Source organism: Nostoc sp. (genome assembly GCF_036919615.1).
Lineage (GTDB): Bacteria > Cyanobacteriota > Cyanobacteriia > Cyanobacteriales > Nostocaceae > Nostoc.
Map to the genome: position 1 here is coordinate 26,001 of NZ_JBALCN010000038.1, position 20,231 is coordinate 46,231.

Consider the following 20,231-nt stretch of genomic DNA (forward strand, 5'->3'; position numbering starts at 1 on the left):
CTGCCTCCTGCCCCCTGCCTCTTGTGCCCCATTTCCTAATTCCAATCCTGTTCCTCTTTCTTGCCGCGACTTTTGTAAATTCCCCCCAAATCGTGAATTTTGCGAGTTTTCTCAAAAAGCTCGGCTTCGGTCAAACCCCACTGCTGCAAGACTTTATTTAGGTCTTTTTGGATGTCTCTCGCCCCTGGAAACCCTTGATAACGCATTCGCAATCTAGCTAATTCTGCTAAGTTATAGTCTGTCGCCTCTTGAGAGAGTAAAATATCAATAAGGGGGCGATCGCGGTTATAAAGAGGATGTTGTTGGTCTTTCCCTGCGGGTGCATCAGTCATCGTGAGTTAGAAGTTAGGAGTTAGGAGTTAAAAGTTAAGAGTAAGACTTAGAAGTGCTGAGTCTTAATTTTTAAGTTTAGCCCAGATCAGAGGAGCAGAAAAGGCAAAAGAAAATCATCTTCTACACTGAAAAGCTAATTGTAAAATTGAGAACTCCTTACTAACTCCTAACTCATCACTCCTGTACAGACGCGATTAATCGCGTCTTTACTCCTATTAGACGGCAACTACACCTGAGGTCTTACGGCTCTCACCACTGCCACTCAACTTTAAATAAAGTTACATTGTTCTTAAGAAAATACAAAAAACTTTAGATGAGGGTGAATTTTATCTCACCCAAAGTCCAAGCAGCTAGGGAGCAAGAACCCGCTATGTTTGAACACTTCACTTCCGAAGCCATTAGAGTAATTATGCTAGCTCAGGAGGAAGCACGTCGCCTGGGACATAACTTTGTAGGAACTGAACAAATTCTCCTGGGTTTGATGGGAGAAGGAACTGGGGTTGCTGCTAAAGTGCTGGCCGAATTAGGCGTTACCCTCAAAGACGCACGTCGCGAGGTAGAAAAAATTATTGGTAGGGGTTCTGGCTTTGTACCACCAGAAATTCCTTTTACCCCTAAGGTGAAAAGCCTGTTTGAGCAATCGTTTAAAGAAGCTCATAGTCTGGGACAGAATTACATTAACACTGAACACTTACTCTTAGGATTGACCGAGGCTGGTGAAGGTGTCGCCGCCAAAGTACTGCAAAATCTAGGAGTTGACTTCAAAAGTGTCCGCAGTGCCATAGTTCGCCGTTTAGGTGAAAATGCACCAGCTTTCGCTGGTAGTGGTAGTCAAAAGCGCACCCAACCGTTAACTATGGAAGAGTTTGGTCGGAATTTGACCAAATTAGCACAAGAAGGCAGACTCGACCCCGTAGTCGGTCGCGAGAAGGAAATTGAGCGGGCGATCCAAATTCTCGGTCGCCGCACTAAGAATAACCCAGTGTTGATTGGAGAACCAGGAGTTGGTAAAACTGCGATCGCAGAAGGTCTAGCTCAACGGATTATTAACCAGGATGTTCCTGAAACCTTACAAGGCAAGCAAGTTATCAGCCTCGATATGGGGTCATTGGTAGCTGGAACTCGCTTCCGTGGCGATTTTGAAGAACGCATCAAAAAAGTCGTGGAAGAAGTCCGCACTGTAGGCAATATCATTTTGGTGATTGACGAAATTCACACCTTGGTTGGCGCTGGTGGTACAGAAGGTGGCTTGGATGCAGCCAACATTCTCAAACCTGCCTTAGCCCGAGGTGAACTCCAGTGCATCGGCGCAACTACCCTGGATGAATATCGTAAGCATATCGAGCGTGATGCCGCCCTAGAGCGTCGTTTCCAACCGATTATGGTTGGGGAACCCTCAGTAGAGGAAACCGTACAAATTCTTTACGGCTTGCGTGGTGCTTATGAACAACACCACAAAGTCACAATTTTGGACGCGGCCCTTGTAGCAGCAGCACAGTTATCAGACCGCTATATTAGCGATCGCTTCTTGCCCGACAAGGCAATAGACTTGATTGATGAAGCTGGTTCTCGCGTTCGTCTGCGGAACTCTCAAAGTTCTCCGAATAAAGAACTCAAGCGTGAACTCGCTGGTGTTACCAAAGCTAAAGAAGCAGCAGTCAGAGTTCAAGATTTTGACAAAGCTGGAAGCCTGCGTGACCAAGAGTTAGAACTCGCAGAACAACTGCAAGCAACGTTTACACAAAACGATCAACCTGTCAACTCCACCGTGGTTGACGAAGAAGACATCGCCCAAATCGTTGCCTCTTGGACTGGCGTACCAGTCAACAAGCTAACTGAATCTGAATCAGAGTTGCTCCTGCACTTAGAAGAGACTCTGCATCAGCGGCTGATCGGACAAGAGCAAGCAGTCTCGGCTGTATCTCGCGGTATCCGTCGCGCCCGCGTCGGACTAAAAAATCCCAATCGTCCCATTGCTAGCTTTATCTTCTCTGGCCCGACTGGAGTCGGTAAAACAGAATTGGCGAAGGCACTAGCTGCCTACTTCTTCGGTTCGGAAGACTCGATGATTCGGCTAGATATGTCCGAATACATGGAAAGCCACACTGTCGCCAAGCTAATTGGTTCGCCTCCGGGTTATGTGGGATACGACGAAGGCGGACAACTTACAGAAGCTGTGCGGCGGAAACCTTACACAGTGCTGCTATTCGATGAAATCGAAAAAGCTCACCCTGATGTATTCAATATGCTGCTGCAACTCTTGGATGACGGTCATCTTACCGATGCCAAAGGTCGGAAAGTGGACTTTAAGAACACGCTGATCATTTTGACTTCCAATATCGGTTCCAAGGTGATTGAAAAAGGTGGTAGTGGTTTAGGCTTTGACTTCGACACTCAAGCCGATGCTAGTTACAACCGCATCCGCACCCTGGTAAATGAGGAATTGAAAGCTTACTTCCGTCCTGAGTTCCTCAACCGTCTCGATGAGATTATCGTTTTCACTCAGCTTTCCAAGGATGAAGTTAAGCAAATCGCTGAAATTATGCTCCGCGATGTTGCTAGCCGCTTGACGGAAAAGGGAATTATCCTAGAAGTTAGCGATCGCTTCAAAGAGCGTGTGGTACAAGAAGGCTATAACCCCAGCTACGGTGCTAGACCATTACGCCGGGCAATTATGCGCCTCCTAGAAGATTCTCTCGCTGAAGCAATGCTGTCTGGTGAAATTACAGATGGAGACACAGCGATTATCGATGTTGATGATGACTCTCAGGTAAGAGTAAAAAAATCAGAAAAACGAGAATTACTCTTGGCAAATGTTAGCTAATTTTATACCTGCTCACTTTTTGCTGTAATATTTGAGAAACACCTAGTCTCTTATTTAAGTAGAGGCACTAGCAGGGGCATCTCTCACAAACATAAAGTGAAATGGTATTATATCTTTCACCCCTAGTAGAAATACTGGGGGTTTTTTTGATGCAAGTAAATACCCTCATCAAAATTTTTGAAACTGCACTTAGCATTGTTGCAGCCCTGACGAATACTTTTAAGACTTACGCAAGAACTCTCTGAAACTCTTATTTCTCCGTATCCTCTGCGGTAGCCTGCGGCAAGCCGCTTCTCTACGTTCGCGCAACGTGTCGCAGACAGACGCTACGCGTAGCTTGCTTCTCCGTAGGAGTATGCGTCTACGATTTTCCGTTACCTGTGCCTAAGTCCTGACTTTTAATCAAGGAGTACTCAACAGTTAATAAGCTAATGAGCGCATAAAAGCAGGGCTGGAACCGCTTACTACAAGCGAATCATTCTGGAAAAATAAATGGTGATTAGCTTAGTCAGAAAACACTGATGAAAATACAAGATTCCCGACTTTTTAAAGAAGTCGGGAATTTGAGTCTTAGCCTTTAGTTAACTTACTGTTGGATGTGTAGTAAACCTTACTACCAGTATCAGGGACAAAATGGCAGCTGATAGATGAATTCCACAATGACTTCCAAATTGGTTCTTCCGATTTGTGGAAATACTCACCCATCACTGGTTTTATTGCCTCAGTTGCCTTCAGCAAATTGTAGTGAGGGACGTTAAGGAATATATGGTGAGCAACATGAGTACCGATATCGTGATGGATATGATTGATCAAACCATAATTACGATCAATGCTAGAAATCGCACCTTTGAGGAAAGTCCAATCTTCTCCACGATACCAGGGAAGATCTGGCTCAGTATGGTGCAAGAATGTTACCAAATCTAGCCAAATTATGAACACAATGTAGGGTACAGCGTAATATTTCAGCAACCACATCCAACCCCATTGGTAGGTAAGAAAACCCAGCAAACCTACCATACCAATCAAAAGTACAGTACTAATGATCACATCCAATTTTTCCGATGGTTTGAAAAGCGAACTACTGGGCAGAAAGTGGGAACCTTTCTTATTAGGAGAACGCTTAAACAGATACAGAGGATAAGCCAATAGAAAAACATAATATCGGACTATCTTTTGTGCTAAAGGCATCTCCTTGTATTCTGATTCTGTCACAGGATACCAGCTTTCATCGTTATTAATATTGCCAGTATTTTTGTGATGGGTTCTGTGGCTAATCCGCCAACCATGATAAGGAACAAGTATTGGTATGTGAGAAAGATGTCCAATCAAATCATTGAGCCATTTATGCTTAGAAAAAGATTGGTGTCCGCAGTCATGTCCGACTACAAACAAAGCCCAAAACATCGTTCCTTGCATTAACCAGAAAATCGGGAAAAAAAACCAAGAATCCAGGTAATGAGCAACTGCATAAAGCAAACCGATAATCAGGATGTCACGAAAGAAGTAAAAAAGTGATTTTGTCACATTGGGTTGAAAGCATTCAGCAGGAATTACAGCTTTTAAATCCCCAAGTGTGAAAGGTAATTTAGTAGCATCCTCAGACGTTTCACTGCCAAGAGGATTTTTGAACCTGATAATATTTGATTGCACTGGATTCTTTTGTTGGATGTAAATCGGAACTTTATTTGAGACAAGATAATCTCATCTTTAGGATGCCCATGAAACTAGCGATCGCTAACATCCAATTGGATAATTTCTGGCAATTTACCTAAAATTTTAGTCAGTGAAGAATTGCCAGCTTTTATTTAAACACAGCACGATAAATGCTCTCGTTGGTACAAGAGCGTAAGTGCAATCACAGCGCTATTTATCGCTTTGTATAATATTCGTTAAAAGTCTTATAGCCAACATCAGTTGTGTACAGTTGACACTGGTCTGTAATCTGCTTCATTAAAGGCCAAGAAAACTGACACTCATCATGCAAATAAGTCCCCCAATTTTCTTTGATGCTGCTGTAAGCTAGCCGCAAATTATAAGAAGGAATCGCAGTGGAAATATGATGAGGGACATGAACATTGATATCGTGGCACAGGATTTCTATCCAACGCGGATAATCGCAATGGATAGTGCCAAATAGCTGTGCTAAAGTTTCGTTCCACTTGTTCGCTGTCACAAAAGGAACATCTACGGCAGTATGGTGAACAATAGTAAAAGTACTCATCCAAAAATGGTAAATCATCCAGGGCACTAGCCAAAATTTGACAAATCCCCAGAGACCAGTTGTAGCGATGAGAATCGGGAAAGCGATCGCTGCAAACACAACTACTACAGCCACAGAAAGCTTGATACTCGATTGGTCTTTAGTTTTGAAGTTCCGCCAATCAAAATGCACCACAGCCCAATGTCCAATGGAACCTACCCACCACAAGCGTTTACGCATGAACAGTTCAAAAGCAGACTGCCGGGTTTTATCCCAATTTTCAAACACTTCTGGTTGGATTGGATGCCAAGCGTTGTCCTCATCCAGCTTATTGGTATGAGTATGGTGATAATTATGCTTAATCCGCCAACTATGAAAGGGGTAAATTAACGGCATCATGAAGAAATGCCCCACCAAATCATTTACCCAACGACGTTTGGCAAAAGACCTGTGACCACAATCATGGGCAATTACAAAAAAACCTGTTAAAGCAGTACCCGTGAAAATCCAAGCTAGGGGCAAAAGAAACCAAGGAGTGATAATCAGGCTGTAATAGCCCAAGGCAACTGCCAAGACACTGATTATTACTTGTATCCAAGCTTTGCGACGGTTCTGCTGAAAACATTCCCGTGGCAGGGTTTTGACAATATCTTTGAGCCTTAGATCGGAATTACCAGGCTCGTCACTTAGTTTCTGGCTGTTAATTATTGATGTAGTCATGAACACCTGAAAAACAACAAACTCCTCCACCAAGTCACCAAAAAGCAACTTGCCGCAAAATTTCTTAACATTAGCGCTTCGGATTATAGCAACCTAACCGACACAAGCGCACCCGTAATATAGACTTTTGAGAAGTGAGGAGTTATGAGTGATGAGTTAAGAGTTTAGATTCTTAACTCACGCCTGATGTGAATTAGAAACGCTCTTTGCTCCATAAGGATTTGTGGGTCTCAAAATTATGGTTTGAGAAAAATCAACGGCAACATAAAGAATTTCGACACCTGATTCACATTAAACAGACGCGATTAATCGCGTCTCTACTCCTAACTCCTAACTAGCTTTTATTGGGGCCAACTTCACATTAGTAGCCAGACCAACTGCTTGTAGCAATTGAACAGTCATCCAAGTTAAATCGATTTCCCACCATTCCAGCCCATGACGAGCTGAGTATTGAAAGGCATGATGGTTATTATGCCAGCCTTCACCGAAAACTAGTACGGCTACCCACCAGCAATTAGTCGATCTATCACCAGAATCATAGCTCCGATAGCCAAATTTATGAGTAGCGCTGTTTACCAACCAAGTGCAGTGGTAAACCCAGACAATGCGAACAAAAATTCCCCAAACAACGAAAGGCCAGCCACCCAGAAGCAAAAGTAATGCACCTAGAGCAACCTGGATCAAAATGAAATATTTTTCTAAAAACTGATAAACTGGGTCTTCGGCAATATCTTTGGTGAAACGAGGAACATCAGCGTGAGCTGGACAATAATGAATTAGCCAATCCATGTGGCTCCACCAGAAGCCTTTATTAGAATCATGAGGATCACGGTCAGTATCAGAGTTTAAATGATGAATCCGATGTGTCCCTATCCACTCAATTGGGCCTCCTTGACAGGAGAGTGTGCCGAAGAAAACCAGGAGATACTCTAGCCACTTGGGAGTTTGAAAACTACGGTGGGTAACAAGGCGGTGAAATCCCAAAGTAACGCCTAAACCACCAGTCACCCAGTACAGCAAGAAACCCACACCAACTGCTGTCCAGCTAAAGTTACCAGGAACAAAAGCAAACAAAGCGCCGATGTGCAGTCCAATGAAAAATAGGGTATTGACCCAGTTAATTTGAGGTTTAGTTGAGGTAGCAATTGTCATGCAGTAACCTGAATTTGAATTTTCCAGCCTAGTCTGTGCGATCTAAAAATCCGCATATCTATAATTTTTTTTGAACGAGGAACTGATGAACAGCTTAGAACAGCTGCAGCAAGCAGAACAGGCACTATTAGAAATTTTTTCTGGAATTGACACTCAGGTCAAGCATAATCTAAAACGAGTGCTGGATAGCTTTCGTAATCACCGTGTAGGTGCACACCATTTTGCTGGTGTAAGTGGCTATGGTCACGATGATTTAGGACGAGAAACTTTAGATAAAGTTTTTGCCGAAGTTATGGGTTCGGAAGCAGCGGCCGTGCGAGTGCAGTTTGTTTCGGGAACTCATGCGATCGCTTGTGCTTTGTTTGGTGTGCTTCGTCCTGGAGATGAAATGTTAGCAGTGGTTGGTTCTCCCTACGATACGCTTGAAGAAGTCATTGGTTTACGGGGTCAAGGTCAAGGTTCCCTTATTGAGTTTGGCATAAATTACCGCCAATTGGAGCTAACGCTCGAAGGAACTATAAATTGGCAAGCAATAAGAACTAATGTGGCTGAAAACACGCGTTTAGTGTTAATTCAGCGCTCTTGTGGCTATTCTTGGCGTCCGAGTTTATCAATTGCCGATATTGAAAAAATCGTCTACTTAGTCAAACAGCAAAACCCGAACACCGTTTGCTTTGTGGATAACTGCTACGGCGAATTTATTGAAACCAGGGAACCTACAGCCGTAGGTGCTGATTTAATCGCAGGCTCATTGATTAAAAATCCTGGTGGCACCATTGTTAGCGCTGGCGGTTATGTCGCCGGTCGCGCCGACTTAGTAGAAGCAGCCGCCTGTCGCCTCACTGCTCCCGGTATCGGTAGTTATGGCGGTGCTACTTTTGACCAAAATCGCCTGCTGTTTCAAGGATTATTTTTGGCTCCACAAATGGTCGGAGAGGCGATGAAAGGGACTTATCTTACTGGTTATGTATTTGACAAACTCGGTTATCCAGTAAATCCTGCACCCCTGGCTCCCCGTGGGGATGTAATTCAGGCAATTAAACTCGGTTCTGCCGAAAAGCTAATTGCCTTCTGTAAAGCCATACAACAGCATTCTCCTATAGGTTCCTACTTAGACCCTGTTCCAGATGAAATGCCGGGGTACGAGAGCCAGGTAGTCATGGCTGGGGGGACATTTATTGAAGGGAGTACTTTGGAATTATCGGCAGATGGGCCAATGCGATCGCCGTATGTGGTTTATTGCCAGGGGGGAACTCATTGGACTCATGTGGCGATCGCATTAGAGGCTGCGATCGATGCAGTTGGAAAGTGTAGCTAGTTATCATAACAGATATTCTGCACTGCATGAGGTTTATTGAGAAATTAGTGAAAGCGATCGGATTACTTATCTTGTGACAAGTTCAAGGTGATTCTTATTTCTCGTCATTATCCGATCTGGTAGGGGTTAGGATAAATTTAATTGGAAGATTGGGGCTTTCTCTGCTGAAGCTTCTGGATTTTGTAAATAGTTTTTTTGTACTTATCTGTTGCTCCTTGTTTTTTGTATATAGTCGCCAACTTTTTATAATCTTTAATTGCTTCTTGTTTATTTTGTAAGTTCTTCTCATAAACAAAACCACGATTTTTGTAGGCATCAACTGAGTCAGGAGAGAGGCGAATAGCTTCGGTATAGTCGTCGATTGCAGCCTGGTATTTTTTTAGAGAATATTGAGCATCACCACGTTTTATGTATGCAGTAACATTTGTAGGTACAATTTTAATAGCTTGTGTATAGTCTTTAATTGCTGCCTGATAATCTTTGAGAAAATGGCGGGCATGACCACGTTTTATGTAAGCGTTAATATTTTTAGGATCAATTTGAATAGCTTGGGTGTAGTCTTCAGATGCTCCTTGGTAATCTCGTCTATCAAGTTTATCTTGTCCCTGACTTAATAAGTTATTGACCTGCATCTCTGGTGAGGAATTACAAAATCCCAATAACACTGCAATTCCAATAACACTAGCAGCGATACCAACTAAAAAAATCGGTACATTTCTACCTCGAATAATTCTGTTTAAAGAGTACTTGGAAATAAAACGCTTGATAGATGCAAAAATTTCAGCTTTTTGTTGATCTTGAATCAGTTGTAGTTGTCGCTGATCTTCTTGTATTTTCTCGACTTCTTCCCTAATATTTCCAACAATGTCTACAAATGCATCATCCTGCCTTGGCCAAAACCTACTAGTTATAGGTTCACCATTGTAAGGTAAACACTGTAGATGCCCGAATGGTGTAGCTTGCCAGTTATCAATTGGGCGGAGTTTAACAGGAATTACAGTGGCTTTTCCAGCGTTGTGCTGTTCCATCGCTCGCCTCGTAATGTTCCTACAATCATCTGCTGCCAAAAAGTCTGGACTAACCAACAGTATAATCATTTGAGGTGTATTTAGATGTTGGTAACTTTCCTGCTTCCAGTCTCTTCTGGCCAACTTTTGATTTTTCTGCCAGTTTATACTTACTTTTAGTGGTTGCAAACTACTAAGGTGCGACTCTAAGTTTTTCCGTAGTCTTTCATCATAAGGGGAGTTTGAGTGGGCAAAAAAAAGTTTGATAGTTCTGGTAGATGTCAGCAATAAAGACATAAATTACAATTAACGCAGCTTTTCTTAGAAAAATTTCAAGTCCCGCATTTAATCTAATTCGGCAGCTATTTGCTGCATTGCTTCTGCAAATTCTTCAGCAATCTGAACGAATGCTTCATTTTGATTTTTCCAAAACCTACTGTCAGTTATAAATTTGCCATTTCTAGGTAAATACTGGAGATCACCAAGCTGAAAATCACCAACCGTTATACTCTGCCAACCAGCAACTGGACTGATAAGTATAGGAATAACGTAAGCTTGCCCAGCTTTTTGTCTTTCCATTGCTTGCTTAACCTCAGAGTTAAGGTGGTACTTAGAGTTAAGAAAATGCCGACTAATAAGTAGTAAAATTATACGGGCTGAGTTTAGATTTTTATTAATTTCAAGATTTATATTGTTGCCAAGTCTTATTTCCTTCTTACGCCAAATACTAATAACACCTTGTATTTCCAAAATACTGAGAGAGTTTTCTAGTTCTACTCGCAGTTTTTCATCTTTGGGAGAGTAAGATAAAAATACTTTAGACTCTCGTGTTGGAAGTTCAACGCTAACAGCAGACAATGGAGCAGTTGTAGTTGTATTTTCTTCTGTTCCTAACTGTTTTTTTATCAGCAGTTTAGGAGTCAGAGACTCTGGAATACCTGCTGTACGTATAACTCTACAGCCAAGTTTGTAGGCAAATTCAACAGATTTACCCGCACCCAGAGCATCGTAAAAAGCAACAGCAAATTCAATTGCTGCTTTATCTCCGATTACCTGACTCATGCCAATGACATAATCTATATGTTGCGCGATCGCCTTAGCTTGAATCTCCGAATAACAAGCGTTGAGTAATACATACTTTACATGATCTGCGAACAACTCAAACAGTCCTGCAAGTGCTTCTCCATCTACTAGCTTCACCCCTCCTGTTAAATCCTCAAATACCAAGCCATCCTCTCCAGATCCATGTCCCGAAAAATGGACAATCTGCGGCTCGAAGTCCATAATTTGGCGGTGAATATCTCTATGACGTACTGCCAATGCTGACTTGATTAAAAATTGCTCTCGTTTTTTTGCCCTTTGTAAACCTTCCTCAATGTCACACAACTCCTCGTCTAGACGCAGTTTACTTACGCCTTGCGGGTTCGCTGCCAAAATCAGGATTTTGTTTACTGGGGTTTCACTGTTCATTTGATGATTTTGATGTAGATAGCATTTGGCAAGATAAAGTTTAGTTAAGTTTTGTGCTGGCTTGGTAGATACTTTGCCGCCTAGATCCACTCAACAGGAGAAATACTGTATTTAATAATTACATATAAGTAAATGCGTTCCGTAGAAACGAAACGCACTTCAGATAAAATTTACAGTTGATAAAGAAATCATGAAGCGATCGCAAGCTTATTCACCCTATCGTGTAAGTGCGCTTATGAAAAAATTCGCTTATACCCATTTTCCTTTTCTTTGAAGAAGTCAATAGATAAGGATTTCGTTTCTAGCTTCGCTCTCACTACTTCAACGTTCTTAATCTATCAAACTACCAAATAACCGCTAGCTAGCTGATACATGTTCATCTGGCATAAAATCCCCCCAACCCTCCTTTACAAGGAGAATTGAGGGAATCAAGTATTATTAACAATACCTTGTCCTAAAGGACACGCTACACGAACACCAATTTACAAGGCTGAATTGGTGTATTAACTCTTTTTTCTCCAAAGCTTGGCAAAAACAATAAATCCTAAAAATTCCTTCAAGGTTTCCCGCAAGGTTTTTTTAGCGTATTACCTGTAGTATAAAGAGTTTGAGACTCCAAGCTAGTACTTTTGTACGCTACTTTGCCGTTTATAGTCAGCCCTTCGGCTGACGATGGACGCACCTGCCCCAGCAGCCTGGCGTGATTTCAGGACTCGATCTCAGTGCATTTCTGCTGTCACCCCAGCGTTTGCAGCGATCGAGTTCAGATCGGCGATCGTTTCTGGAGTCAGCTGTAAAGTCGCGGCTTTAAGATTTTCGCGCAGATGCTCCACTGACGATGTGCCTGGGATGAGCAAGATATTAGGGGAGCGCTGAAGCAGCCATGCAAGCGCAACTTGCATGGGTGTAGCTTTCAACGAGGCTGCGGCTGCTTCAAGTGCTGAGGATTGCAGCGGCGTGAACCCGCCAAGTGGAAAGAATGGCGTGAACGCAATATTGAGCCGTGCAAGTTCGTCGATCAGCGGATCATCGTCGCGGTGCGCTAAGTTGTATTGATTCTGGATGCAAACAATCTCAGTGATCGACTGAGCCTCTGCAAATTGCTGGGGTGTGATGTTGCTCAGACCAATATGGCGGATAAGACCCTGACGCTTAAGGTCAGCAAGTACCGTCAACGGTTTTTCGATGAAAACTTCAGCCGATTCCTGTTGGTCTGGGAGGCGGAGATTCACGACATCGAGCGCTTCCAGACCAAGATTTTGAAGATTATCGTGAACGGCATCGACGAGTTCCTTGGACGAAAGGGCTACTTGCCACGATTTATCCTCGCCCCGGCGAGCTCCTACTTTAGTGACGATCACTAATCCCTCTGGGTAGGGGTGCAATGCCCGCCGAATAATCTGATTGGTAACATGCGGACCGTAGAAATCGCTGGTGTCTATGTGATTGATTCCGAGGGCAACAGCTTCGCGCAGAACAGCAATGGCGGCATCAACATCGCGTGGGGGTCCCCAAACACCAGGCCCCGCAAGTTGCATAGCGCCATAACCCATACGCTTGAGAGACATTGAAGTGCCTGAAAGTGTAAAACTGCCGCCGAGGTTCGTTTGATTAGTCATTTATGTCTTTCCTTCAGTGTTTTTGAATGTGGCATACATTGATAATTAGCTCTATCAGTCTCATCTTTTCTTAGTGCCATTCGACTATGGGTATTTTATTACGAGTTTGTACTTTACTAAACTAGATAGCAAGTCAAAGTAAGCCTGGCGATCGCCTGACATTTTGTACAATTGTTTCTCAGCCGCAAAGCACAGTAAAAAGGGGAACAAAAATGTTGTTCCCCGATGAAGGTTCTATATTTCATGCAATTGATAGCGGTTAGAAATTTTTAGCGATCGCAAAATTTCAGATAACTGCAAACAAATTAGTTTTCGTCTCGCCCGTGAACTTGAGCGGGTGGACTGGTTGCCTCAACAGCAGTGAATGGTTCTAGAATTTTATAGGTGTGGCTGGCTCCTTTTGGTACTACCCAAGAACTCCCAGGCTCTAGTAAAATAGTTTGTCCTTCAATGTGCAATTCTGCACGACCAGTGATTACATAACCAACAGTTTCATATTCTCGTGCTGTTGGCTCTTTAGGTTCATTTGGTTGCTCATTCTCCCACAGGCGCATAGAAATACTTTTGCCAGATGCAAGATATTTCTGACCAAGTTGACCTTTAGGGGAATGGGTAGAGTCTACTTTGATAACACTTGTATCAGATGTATCAGACATATTTTTTGCCTCTTTTAGTTTTAAATCCGTACCAGCAAAGTTTCCATAATTATTTAGTCCTTAATTATGATTTTTGGCTGGTTAATATCAAGATAAATACTCGATTTATCCTAATACTGAGACGCGATAATTATCGCGTCTCAGTAACTACTCAAATTTGATTCAACAATTTACGAGTCAAAAGTTTAGACTCAAAATTTGCTACAAGTCTAGCTTCTCTATCTCAGTTTTTTGCTAGAAGGACTTTGGTAATAACCTTCTTTTTCTCCAGTCAATGGCTCAACTGTTTTTTCGACTTTATTTTCTGTAGACTTAAGAAACTCTTTTGTAGCTCTAGGAGTTTTTTCATCCAAGTTTAGCTTTTCGCGGATATTATCAACAGCGCCTTTTATGGAATTTTGGGTATCTTTTACTTGGGTATCGTTTCTAATTTCACCTTGCTCATTTGGGATTACTTTATAATAAGTACCCTCTGGAGTTGTAACATCAGCTAGGGCAACATTAATGTCGCTAAAAGCCTGACCTAATAAAAACATAAATCCTACTAGAGAAACTACAAGGATTTGGGAAATGCGAACATTTCGTAGCCATGAAATTACTCGATTCATAAATAACCTCAATTGCATTATGTTGGGTATACAATTCAAAACACTGAATGACTATTCACCATTCAGGGTTTAAGAACAACTTTGATGTAGTTGTCCCTTTTTTGTTGAAAAATCTGATGGCTGTGGGGTGCTTCCTCTAAAGGCAATTGATGGGTTACAACAAAGGATGGATCAAGTTTTTCATCCCAAATCATCTGTATAATAAACCAACGGCATCAATGCAAGCATTGGCCCCACGGCCACCAGTCATCTGTTTCAACGCTTTGCCAGCATTAACTTCTTCATAGTTAATCACTTCTGCTTTGGCAAACTTTTTCGCCATTTCCAGGCGTTCGGGAAAGCGATCGCTTTTTTGGCGTTATTAATCATTGGGCAAATAACTACTTGCGTCCACTTGGTTGACCTTCGGTGGTGGCAATTTCGCCTGCTTCCATTAGCATCTTGAAGCGGCCCAATTCATCACCAATTTGCTGTTCTGGTTCTTCACCAAAAAGTTTAGCCACAGTAGCTCCCAATGCTCCACCTGGTGGGTTATACTCCAAAACAACTTTAACTTCCGTACCGCGATCGCCTGGTGCTTTTTGGAAGCGAACAAAACCAGAATTATCAACGTCTGCACCTTCTACAGAAGCCCAAGAAATAAATTCATTTTCTCGGTCTTCGAGAATATCTGCATCCCATTCTACGCTGATACCCAAAGGTGCATTCGCAATCCAATGAGAACGTTTTTCGTTATGCACCTTTACAGATTTGAGATGCTTCATAAATGTGGGCAGATTCTCAAGGTTGTGCCAATAGCGATACACTTCATCTGCTGGTTTATTGATCGTTATCGTCTTTTCAACTTTGATGGATTGGTTTATACCTATTGCTTCCTGTGCTTGCTGGATTGTGCTTTGTTTAGTTGCACCTTGATAGATCAAACCGCCACCAGCTAAAGCTGTCAGCACTCCCCGCAATGAACCTTGTTTTAAGCCCATCAGCACCATAGCACCGCCACCAATCAGAGATGCCCAACGTTCTACTTCATTAGCTTCACTCTGACTGGTAGTCAGTTTATCACCTGATGTTGAAGTCACTTTTTTACCTCTCCATTACAGTACAATTACCACAGAGACACAAATACTTTCTTGCTTCTCTTTTTGCCCTCTTCTCTAGGAGACGCTACGCGTAGCTTGCTTCCCCATAGGGGTATGCGCCTCTGCGGTTTGTTATTTACACAGCAGCCCCTGTGGTCGGCTTAGGAGGCTGGATTTGAGTGCCTACCCGCGCCCGATATAGTTCTACCAATCTCTGTTCGTATTTCGATAAATCCTGGTAAATTTCTTTGAAAATAGCAGTTGCTACTGGGTCAGTGTACATTGCACACAAATTGCCAATATCGCCAATACCAGTTTGCACATCCCCCAAAGCAGAACGTAACTGATATATGTCATCACTTCCTGTCAAGGCAGTTTTCACCTTGGCATATTGATTGGCAATATTTGCCCCTAAAGAGGGTTTTTCGCCCAATCGCTGAAGATAGGTTTCCAGTTTTTCACTGTGGTGCTGTTTATTAGCAATGATTTCTTGAAATACTGATTTTACTTCGCTATCTGATTCCTTTTCCAAGTACTTCTGAAATGCTTCTAGCGAATAACGTTCACCAGTAAGGGCAGTATTTAAACCTGTGGCAATATCACCTTTAGTTGAGCCACCCCAAGCATCAGCCAGTTTCCACCATTCAGCACTTGTGTCTTTCTCATTTGGTAATGCAGCATCTTTGCCACCATAACCCAAACGGCTTAAAATAGCTGTGGTGAAAATTGGTAAGTCTCCGGGTTCACGAGATGTAATCAAATTACCGTCAACTACCACCGACTCATCCAAATAATTTGCGCCAGCGTTAATTATGTCCTTGGCAATAGCTTTAAAGCCAGTAACTTGTTTACCTTTGAGCAAGTCGCCTTCAATCAAAACTTGTGGCCCGTGGCAAACCGCAGCTACCAATTTTCCTTGTTGTATAGCCTCTTGTACAAACTTTACTGTGTTAGGGTTCCGCCGCATTTTATCAGGAGCCATACCACCAGGAATTACCACTGCATCGAATTGGGCTGCGATCGCTTCTGTCGTAGTACCATCAGCTTGGATGCTAAGTTTGCCCTGTTTACCCTTATATTTTTCATTCATGCGGGAACCGAGGACTACTACCTCCATTCCTGCTTGTTTTAGTCCATTATAAGGAACTGTAAATTCTGCATCCTCTACTGCCTGTTCAATTAGAATGGCAACTTTTTTATTACTGGAATAATTGTTATGGTCAGTCATAGATGGTATTACCTAAACTTAAATTTTTATTTTTGCCAACTAATAAAAATTAGTTATGAGTGAGAAGTTAGGCTACTGAATAATTTCGGTTTGATAACTTCTAACTCATAACTAAAAACTTCAACTACAAGTTGCTTTACCATGAATTCATATTTACAATGTTATGGTGCGATCGCAAGTTTAGCTTCGTTCCAAGGGGATAGATTATTTTATTTCTAAAGCTATACATCTCATTGTTCACGTCATAGTTCGCGTAATCGATTCGGGAAATAAATAATTAATCAAAATGGTTCAAAGGCTTACAGCAAAGGGATTAAACGCATCAAACCTTTATTCATATAGCCAATGGATGCTTGCACAGTCCGCAGTGCGATACTTACAGTCAGCTTCGCTAACGCACGCAGCACATGCAGATTCCTACTGATATTTTTTGTGAAAATCGGGTAAGTGCAAGCTTTATATTTTAATTAAAAACACCAAAGCTAGATATAGCAATACTTTCATGCATTATTTGAGAAGTAATTCTTTCTGAGTTTGATGAGGTCAATGGTGAGATACATCTCTAGTTAGACAACTTGGGGGCAGGAAAAGGTTATTGTGAGAATACAGAAAATGGCTAGCATCATGGCAGAAAAAAATCATAATGACGAAATTAAAACCAATGATTTGCCACAGGAAATTACCGAATCCTACGGCACTGGCGTGAAAGACTTGCCAGGATACAATATTGGCGGGCACTCAATCCAAACAGAAAGACAGGAGTACACAGAAACTAGTCCTGAACTCACTGGTGGCGATGTTGATGCTTATTGGCAAGATGCAGATGCAGTTGGGGATGAAGCTGTTGGTGGTAGTACTTCCACTCCTGATCAAAATGTAACTGAGGAGTTAGAAGCAGCAGTGGGGCTAGAAATGGATGACTCTGAGTTTCTGCATACCAATGATATTTTAGAAGACCGTGACGGCGATCGCTGGGAGTTAGATCCAAAGTCTTCTGAAGATTATCAAGACAGGCGAGAATAAGCTCGATAAAAGCAGAAGCTGTATTCCTATTGTATATTCACAAAGGGAAGCCAGCACGTTTTCTGCCAACTTGAAGGAGCATCTCCGCAGACAGGAGGTTTCCACACTGATTCTGACAACGGATAGCGTTCGCAAAGCGTCGGGAACCTCTGCAATGGACTAGCTCCCCATAAGCAACTGGTATGGGCAAAAATCATTAACACCAAGCGTATTGCTCCTGATCCAGAGGCGCGAGGAACGGGTGATATTATGTCCAAGAAACACTGCTGAAGTGGACTTTTTATAAAGCTTTCAAATGACGACTTCGCACGCGTTCGGCACTACCAGTAGGAATCGCAGCAATTAATTTTTGCGTGTATTCCTGTTTGGGTTCTAGGTAAATGCTTTCGGCTGTCCCTTCTTCAACAATTTGACCACGATTCATGACCAAAATGCGATCGCTCATAAATTTCACTACACTTAAATCGTGAGAAATAAAAATATAGGTAAGCTGAAAGTCTGACTGTAACTCTTTAAGGAGATTTAATACCTGCGCCTGTACTGAAACATCCAGCGCTGAAACTGATTCATCGCAGATGATAAACTTAGGATTTAATGCCAAAGAACGCGCTATGCAAATCCGCTGGCGTTGACCCCCAGAAAACTGATGGGGATAGCGGTTAATCGCATCTGCACTCAAACCCACCCGTTCTAAGAGTTCGGCTACCCGTTGGCGTCGTTGTTGCTTGGTCTTACCAACAGAGTGAATTAACAATGGTTCCATCACCGCATCCCCAACCTTCATCCGTGGGTCAAGGGAACTGAAAGGATTTTGGAAGACTATTTGCATTTCCCGCCGCAGTTTTTGTAACGGTTCTCCTTTAAGGCTAGTAATATCTTGTTTTTCAAAGATAATCTGACCACTCATCGGTTCAATTAATCGTAGCAAGGTTCTGCCAAGGGTGGTTTTACCACAACCAGATTCTCCCACCAAACCTAGTGTTTCCCCTGGTTTAACATCAAAAGAAACGCCATTAACCGCCATGTTGTAGCGTTTTGTACCACCAAACACCCCGCGCACTGGAAAACCAACTTTCAGGTTGAGGATTTGCAGCAGGGGTTCCTTCTCATTGAAGTTTGCCAATCTTGCAGCAATCTCTTCGGTAGTGACTTCTATGGGTTGTGCGGGTTCTTTTGGCTGAATTACTACTTGTCCCGTTGGTGTCTCTTCTGCACTCATGTAGTCAGAAACAGTGAGTAATTTTTGGGGACGGTGGTCAAGTGTGGGGCGGCAGGCTATCAAACCTTTAGTATATGGATGCTGGGGACTGCTGAAAATTTGCTCAGAAGCACCGGATTCGACAATTTTACCTTTATACATCACCGCTACTTCGTTAGCAATTTCCGAAATTAGCCCCAAGTCGTGGGTGATGAAAATCATTGCCATGTCACGGCTTTGTTGCAATTCTCGGATTAACTCCAAAATTGTCGCTTGCACCGTCACATCCAAGGCTGTGGTTGGTTCATCGGCAATTAAGATTAATGGGTTGCAAGAAATTGCCATTGCAATCATCACCCGTTGCAACTGACCCCCAGAAAGTTCATGGGGATAGCGTTCTAGCATGGCTTCTTTGTGTTCCCTAACCAACTGTGTCAACTTTGATGGTTCTGGTTTCGAGGAATTGCTATTGGTTTGAGGCCAAGTTTCGATATACTGTTGCTGGATCTCTTCATCGCTAGGTAGAAGTTTTACCTCTTGCAGACCTGCGATCGCAATTTGTCTTGCTTGGGCTGCTGACACATTCTGATGCCGCCTAATCGCTTCTGTTAGCTGAAACCCAATGTTATAAACTGGATTGAGCGAACTCATCGGTTCTTGAAAAATCATGGCGATGTCGCCACCCCGGTGTAACTGCATTTGCTCAGGAGGCAATGTTACCAAATCGATGGGGTTGGCATTTTCCTGAGGACGAAACCAGATTTCACCGCCAGTAACTATACCGGGAGTTTGCAACAAACCCATTACAGCTAGGGCTGTTACTGATTTACCACTCCCCGATTCTCCTACTATTCCTAGAGTCTCACCTCGATGCAACCCAAAGGAAATACCATCCAAAGCTCTGCCGATGTTGCCATCACTGGGAAATTCAACTTGGAGATTGCGAACCTCTAGGATAGTTTCTCTCATAAAAGTATGGGTAGGAATTCTAACTTAAAATTATTTGGATTTTAACAATAGTTTTGATGTATGTGTGGGTAAATTTGGTTTTTAGACTCCTTGGCAGTTTTTATGACATCGCATACTTCCACAATATACACGCAATTGCGATGTATAACTGCCTGTGATCTCTGCAAATTGCGATCGGCTCATAGTATCCACGCAAAAATGTTGCGACGCCGAAATAGCCCGCACTTCTCTACGAAACACTGCGCGTAGCTTGCTTCTCCGTAGGAGGACGACAAGGCTACTTCGATACTTCAACAAGCTTAGTACATTGCTGCACTCAGTACAAGTCAGTGACTGTTATAGACATCGCACTATCCCCTACTGGTTTGGATCAATTTTTCTTTGAATCGGATCATCGATTGGTGGATGGCGACCAATTTCTTTATCAGCTGCACGAATATTGATAACCCGTTCCCGATTTAAGGTTAATACAGTGAAGGTTGCTCGTCCAATAGGTGTCAAACCAACAATTAACAGTCCATCCGTAGACCAGACAAAATGCTCGCTCCAAATGTGCTGTCGTGGATTAAACAGTAAAACTTCTTCTCCAGATTGGGGGTCAGTTGCTGTAAGCCGATTTGTCTTCCTGCGATTGCAGTGAAAGCAAGCCAAAGCCAGATTTTCCAAATTATCTGTTCCACCCAATGACAACGGCATAATATGATCTACCGTGAACTGCACATATTGCCATTGTTCAGATGCATGACAGTATTCACACTGATAGTTGGCGCGTTGACGTACCTGCTTTTGTATAGATTCAGAAATCTTGCTACGAGAAGACACAATTT

Annotated in this window: 16 protein-coding genes and 1 pseudogene; 3 read left to right on the forward strand and 14 right to left on the reverse strand. The window is 42.7% G+C overall.

Translation table 11 applies throughout. The features are described 5' to 3' along the window. Positions 1-35 precede the first annotated feature (35 nt). Positions 36-332, reverse strand: a complete 297-nt coding sequence (locus V7K48_RS11600) for a DUF3288 family protein (RefSeq protein WP_334977024.1) — start codon at positions 330-332, stop codon at positions 36-38. A gap of 371 nt (positions 333-703) precedes the next feature. On the opposite strand from V7K48_RS11600, the gene V7K48_RS11605 reads away from it, so the two are divergent. Next, positions 704-3,157: an ATP-dependent Clp protease ATP-binding subunit gene (locus V7K48_RS11605; RefSeq protein ID WP_335072634.1), complete on the forward strand. Its 2,454-nt coding sequence runs from the start codon at positions 704-706 to the stop codon at positions 3,155-3,157. Between the two features lie 570 nt (positions 3,158-3,727). Here the strand turns inward: V7K48_RS11605 and V7K48_RS11610 are convergent. The 3 genes from V7K48_RS11610 to V7K48_RS11620 form a co-directional block, all read right to left on the reverse strand. Further along, the gene (locus V7K48_RS11610; protein ID WP_335072503.1) at positions 3,728-4,807 is read right to left on the reverse strand and encodes a fatty acid desaturase; all 1,080 of its coding nucleotides are present in this window, start codon (positions 4,805-4,807) and stop codon (positions 3,728-3,730) included. A 217-nt stretch (positions 4,808-5,024) separates the two neighbouring features. Beyond that, positions 5,025-6,077 carry a fatty acid desaturase gene (locus V7K48_RS11615; RefSeq protein WP_335072505.1) on the reverse strand — a complete coding sequence of 351 codons (1,053 nt, stop codon included), beginning with the start codon at positions 6,075-6,077 and terminating at the stop codon, positions 5,025-5,027. Positions 6,078-6,407: 330 nt separating this feature from the next. Then, positions 6,408-7,229 carry an acyl-CoA desaturase gene (locus tag V7K48_RS11620; protein WP_335072507.1) on the reverse strand — a complete coding sequence of 274 codons (822 nt, stop codon included), beginning with the start codon at positions 7,227-7,229 and terminating at the stop codon, positions 6,408-6,410. An 85-nt stretch (positions 7,230-7,314) separates the two neighbouring features. Between V7K48_RS11620 and V7K48_RS11625 the strand changes: the two genes are divergently transcribed. Beyond that, positions 7,315-8,547: a methionine gamma-lyase family protein gene (locus tag V7K48_RS11625; protein WP_335072509.1), complete on the forward strand. Its 1,233-nt coding sequence runs from the start codon at positions 7,315-7,317 to the stop codon at positions 8,545-8,547. Between the two features lie 137 nt (positions 8,548-8,684). On the opposite strand, the gene V7K48_RS11630 is transcribed toward V7K48_RS11625, so the two are convergent. From V7K48_RS11630 to V7K48_RS11665, 8 genes and pseudogenes are all read right to left on the reverse strand, one after another. Next, a complete protein-coding gene (locus tag V7K48_RS11630; RefSeq protein ID WP_335072511.1) occupies positions 8,685-9,851 on the reverse strand; it encodes a tetratricopeptide repeat protein in 1,167 nt (388 codons plus the stop codon). A 48-nt stretch (positions 9,852-9,899) separates the two neighbouring features. Beyond that, complete coding sequence (locus tag V7K48_RS11635) at positions 9,900-11,024, reverse strand: TIR domain-containing protein (protein WP_335072513.1); 1,125 nt, start codon at positions 11,022-11,024, stop codon at positions 9,900-9,902. Positions 11,025-11,743: 719 nt separating this feature from the next. After that, positions 11,744-12,643 (reverse strand): oxidoreductase, encoded by a 900-nt coding sequence (locus V7K48_RS11640; protein ID WP_335072515.1) that lies wholly within the window; start codon positions 12,641-12,643, stop codon positions 11,744-11,746. A gap of 305 nt (positions 12,644-12,948) precedes the next feature. Beyond that, positions 12,949-13,299, reverse strand: coding sequence for a cupin domain-containing protein (locus tag V7K48_RS11645; protein WP_335072517.1), 351 nt, complete (start codon positions 13,297-13,299; stop codon positions 12,949-12,951). Positions 13,300-13,517: 218 nt separating this feature from the next. Beyond that, positions 13,518-13,907, reverse strand: coding sequence for a hypothetical protein (locus V7K48_RS11650; RefSeq protein WP_335072519.1), 390 nt, complete (start codon positions 13,905-13,907; stop codon positions 13,518-13,520). A 62-nt stretch (positions 13,908-13,969) separates the two neighbouring features. Continuing rightward, positions 13,970-14,253, reverse strand: a pseudogene (locus V7K48_RS11655) (glutathione-dependent formaldehyde dehydrogenase); the annotation flags it as partial. A gap of 34 nt (positions 14,254-14,287) precedes the next feature. Then, entirely contained in the window at positions 14,288-14,986 is a 699-nt protein-coding gene (locus V7K48_RS11660; RefSeq protein ID WP_335072521.1) for an SRPBCC family protein, read from the reverse strand. 136 nt (positions 14,987-15,122) lie between these two features. Next, the gene (locus tag V7K48_RS11665) at positions 15,123-16,214 is read right to left on the reverse strand and encodes a DJ-1/PfpI/YhbO family deglycase/protease (RefSeq protein ID WP_335072523.1); all 1,092 of its coding nucleotides are present in this window, start codon (positions 16,212-16,214) and stop codon (positions 15,123-15,125) included. Positions 16,215-16,838: 624 nt separating this feature from the next. Between V7K48_RS11665 and V7K48_RS11670 the strand changes: the two genes are divergently transcribed. Continuing rightward, complete coding sequence (locus V7K48_RS11670; protein ID WP_335072636.1) at positions 16,839-17,237, forward strand: DUF6335 family protein; 399 nt, start codon at positions 16,839-16,841, stop codon at positions 17,235-17,237. A 280-nt stretch (positions 17,238-17,517) separates the two neighbouring features. Here the strand turns inward: V7K48_RS11670 and V7K48_RS11675 are convergent, their stop codons facing one another. Continuing rightward, positions 17,518-19,404: an ABC transporter ATP-binding protein gene (locus tag V7K48_RS11675; RefSeq protein ID WP_335072524.1), complete on the reverse strand. Its 1,887-nt coding sequence runs from the start codon at positions 19,402-19,404 to the stop codon at positions 17,518-17,520. A 357-nt stretch (positions 19,405-19,761) separates the two neighbouring features. Then, positions 19,762-20,226: an HNH endonuclease gene (locus tag V7K48_RS11680; RefSeq protein WP_335072526.1), complete on the reverse strand. Its 465-nt coding sequence runs from the start codon at positions 20,224-20,226 to the stop codon at positions 19,762-19,764. Positions 20,227-20,231: the final 5 nt, after the last annotated feature.

What these genes read in the sequence shown, in the direction of transcription:
- V7K48_RS11600 (WP_334977024.1), bottom strand. Translation starts at nt 332, where the DNA reads ATGACTGATGCACCCGCAGGGAAAGACCAACAACATCCTCTTTATAAC.
- V7K48_RS11605 (WP_335072634.1), top strand. Translation starts at nt 704, where the DNA reads ATGTTTGAACACTTCACTTCCGAAGCCATTAGAGTAATTATGCTAGCT.
- V7K48_RS11615 (WP_335072505.1), bottom strand. Translation starts at nt 6,077, where the DNA reads ATGACTACATCAATAATTAACAGCCAGAAACTAAGTGACGAGCCTGGT.
- V7K48_RS11620 (WP_335072507.1), bottom strand. Translation starts at nt 7,229, where the DNA reads ATGACAATTGCTACCTCAACTAAACCTCAAATTAACTGGGTCAATACC.
- V7K48_RS11625 (WP_335072509.1), top strand. Translation starts at nt 7,315, where the DNA reads ATGAACAGCTTAGAACAGCTGCAGCAAGCAGAACAGGCACTATTAGAA.
- V7K48_RS11630 (WP_335072511.1), bottom strand. Translation starts at nt 9,851, where the DNA reads ATGTCTTTATTGCTGACATCTACCAGAACTATCAAACTTTTTTTTGCC.
- V7K48_RS11635 (WP_335072513.1), bottom strand. Translation starts at nt 11,024, where the DNA reads ATGAACAGTGAAACCCCAGTAAACAAAATCCTGATTTTGGCAGCGAAC.
- V7K48_RS11640 (WP_335072515.1), bottom strand. Translation starts at nt 12,643, where the DNA reads ATGACTAATCAAACGAACCTCGGCGGCAGTTTTACACTTTCAGGCACT.
- V7K48_RS11645 (WP_335072517.1), bottom strand. Translation starts at nt 13,299, where the DNA reads ATGTCTGATACATCTGATACAAGTGTTATCAAAGTAGACTCTACCCAT.
- V7K48_RS11650 (WP_335072519.1), bottom strand. Translation starts at nt 13,907, where the DNA reads ATGAATCGAGTAATTTCATGGCTACGAAATGTTCGCATTTCCCAAATC.
- V7K48_RS11665 (WP_335072523.1), bottom strand. Translation starts at nt 16,214, where the DNA reads ATGACTGACCATAACAATTATTCCAGTAATAAAAAAGTTGCCATTCTA.
- V7K48_RS11670 (WP_335072636.1), top strand. Translation starts at nt 16,839, where the DNA reads ATGGCAGAAAAAAATCATAATGACGAAATTAAAACCAATGATTTGCCA.
- V7K48_RS11675 (WP_335072524.1), bottom strand. Translation starts at nt 19,404, where the DNA reads ATGAGAGAAACTATCCTAGAGGTTCGCAATCTCCAAGTTGAATTTCCC.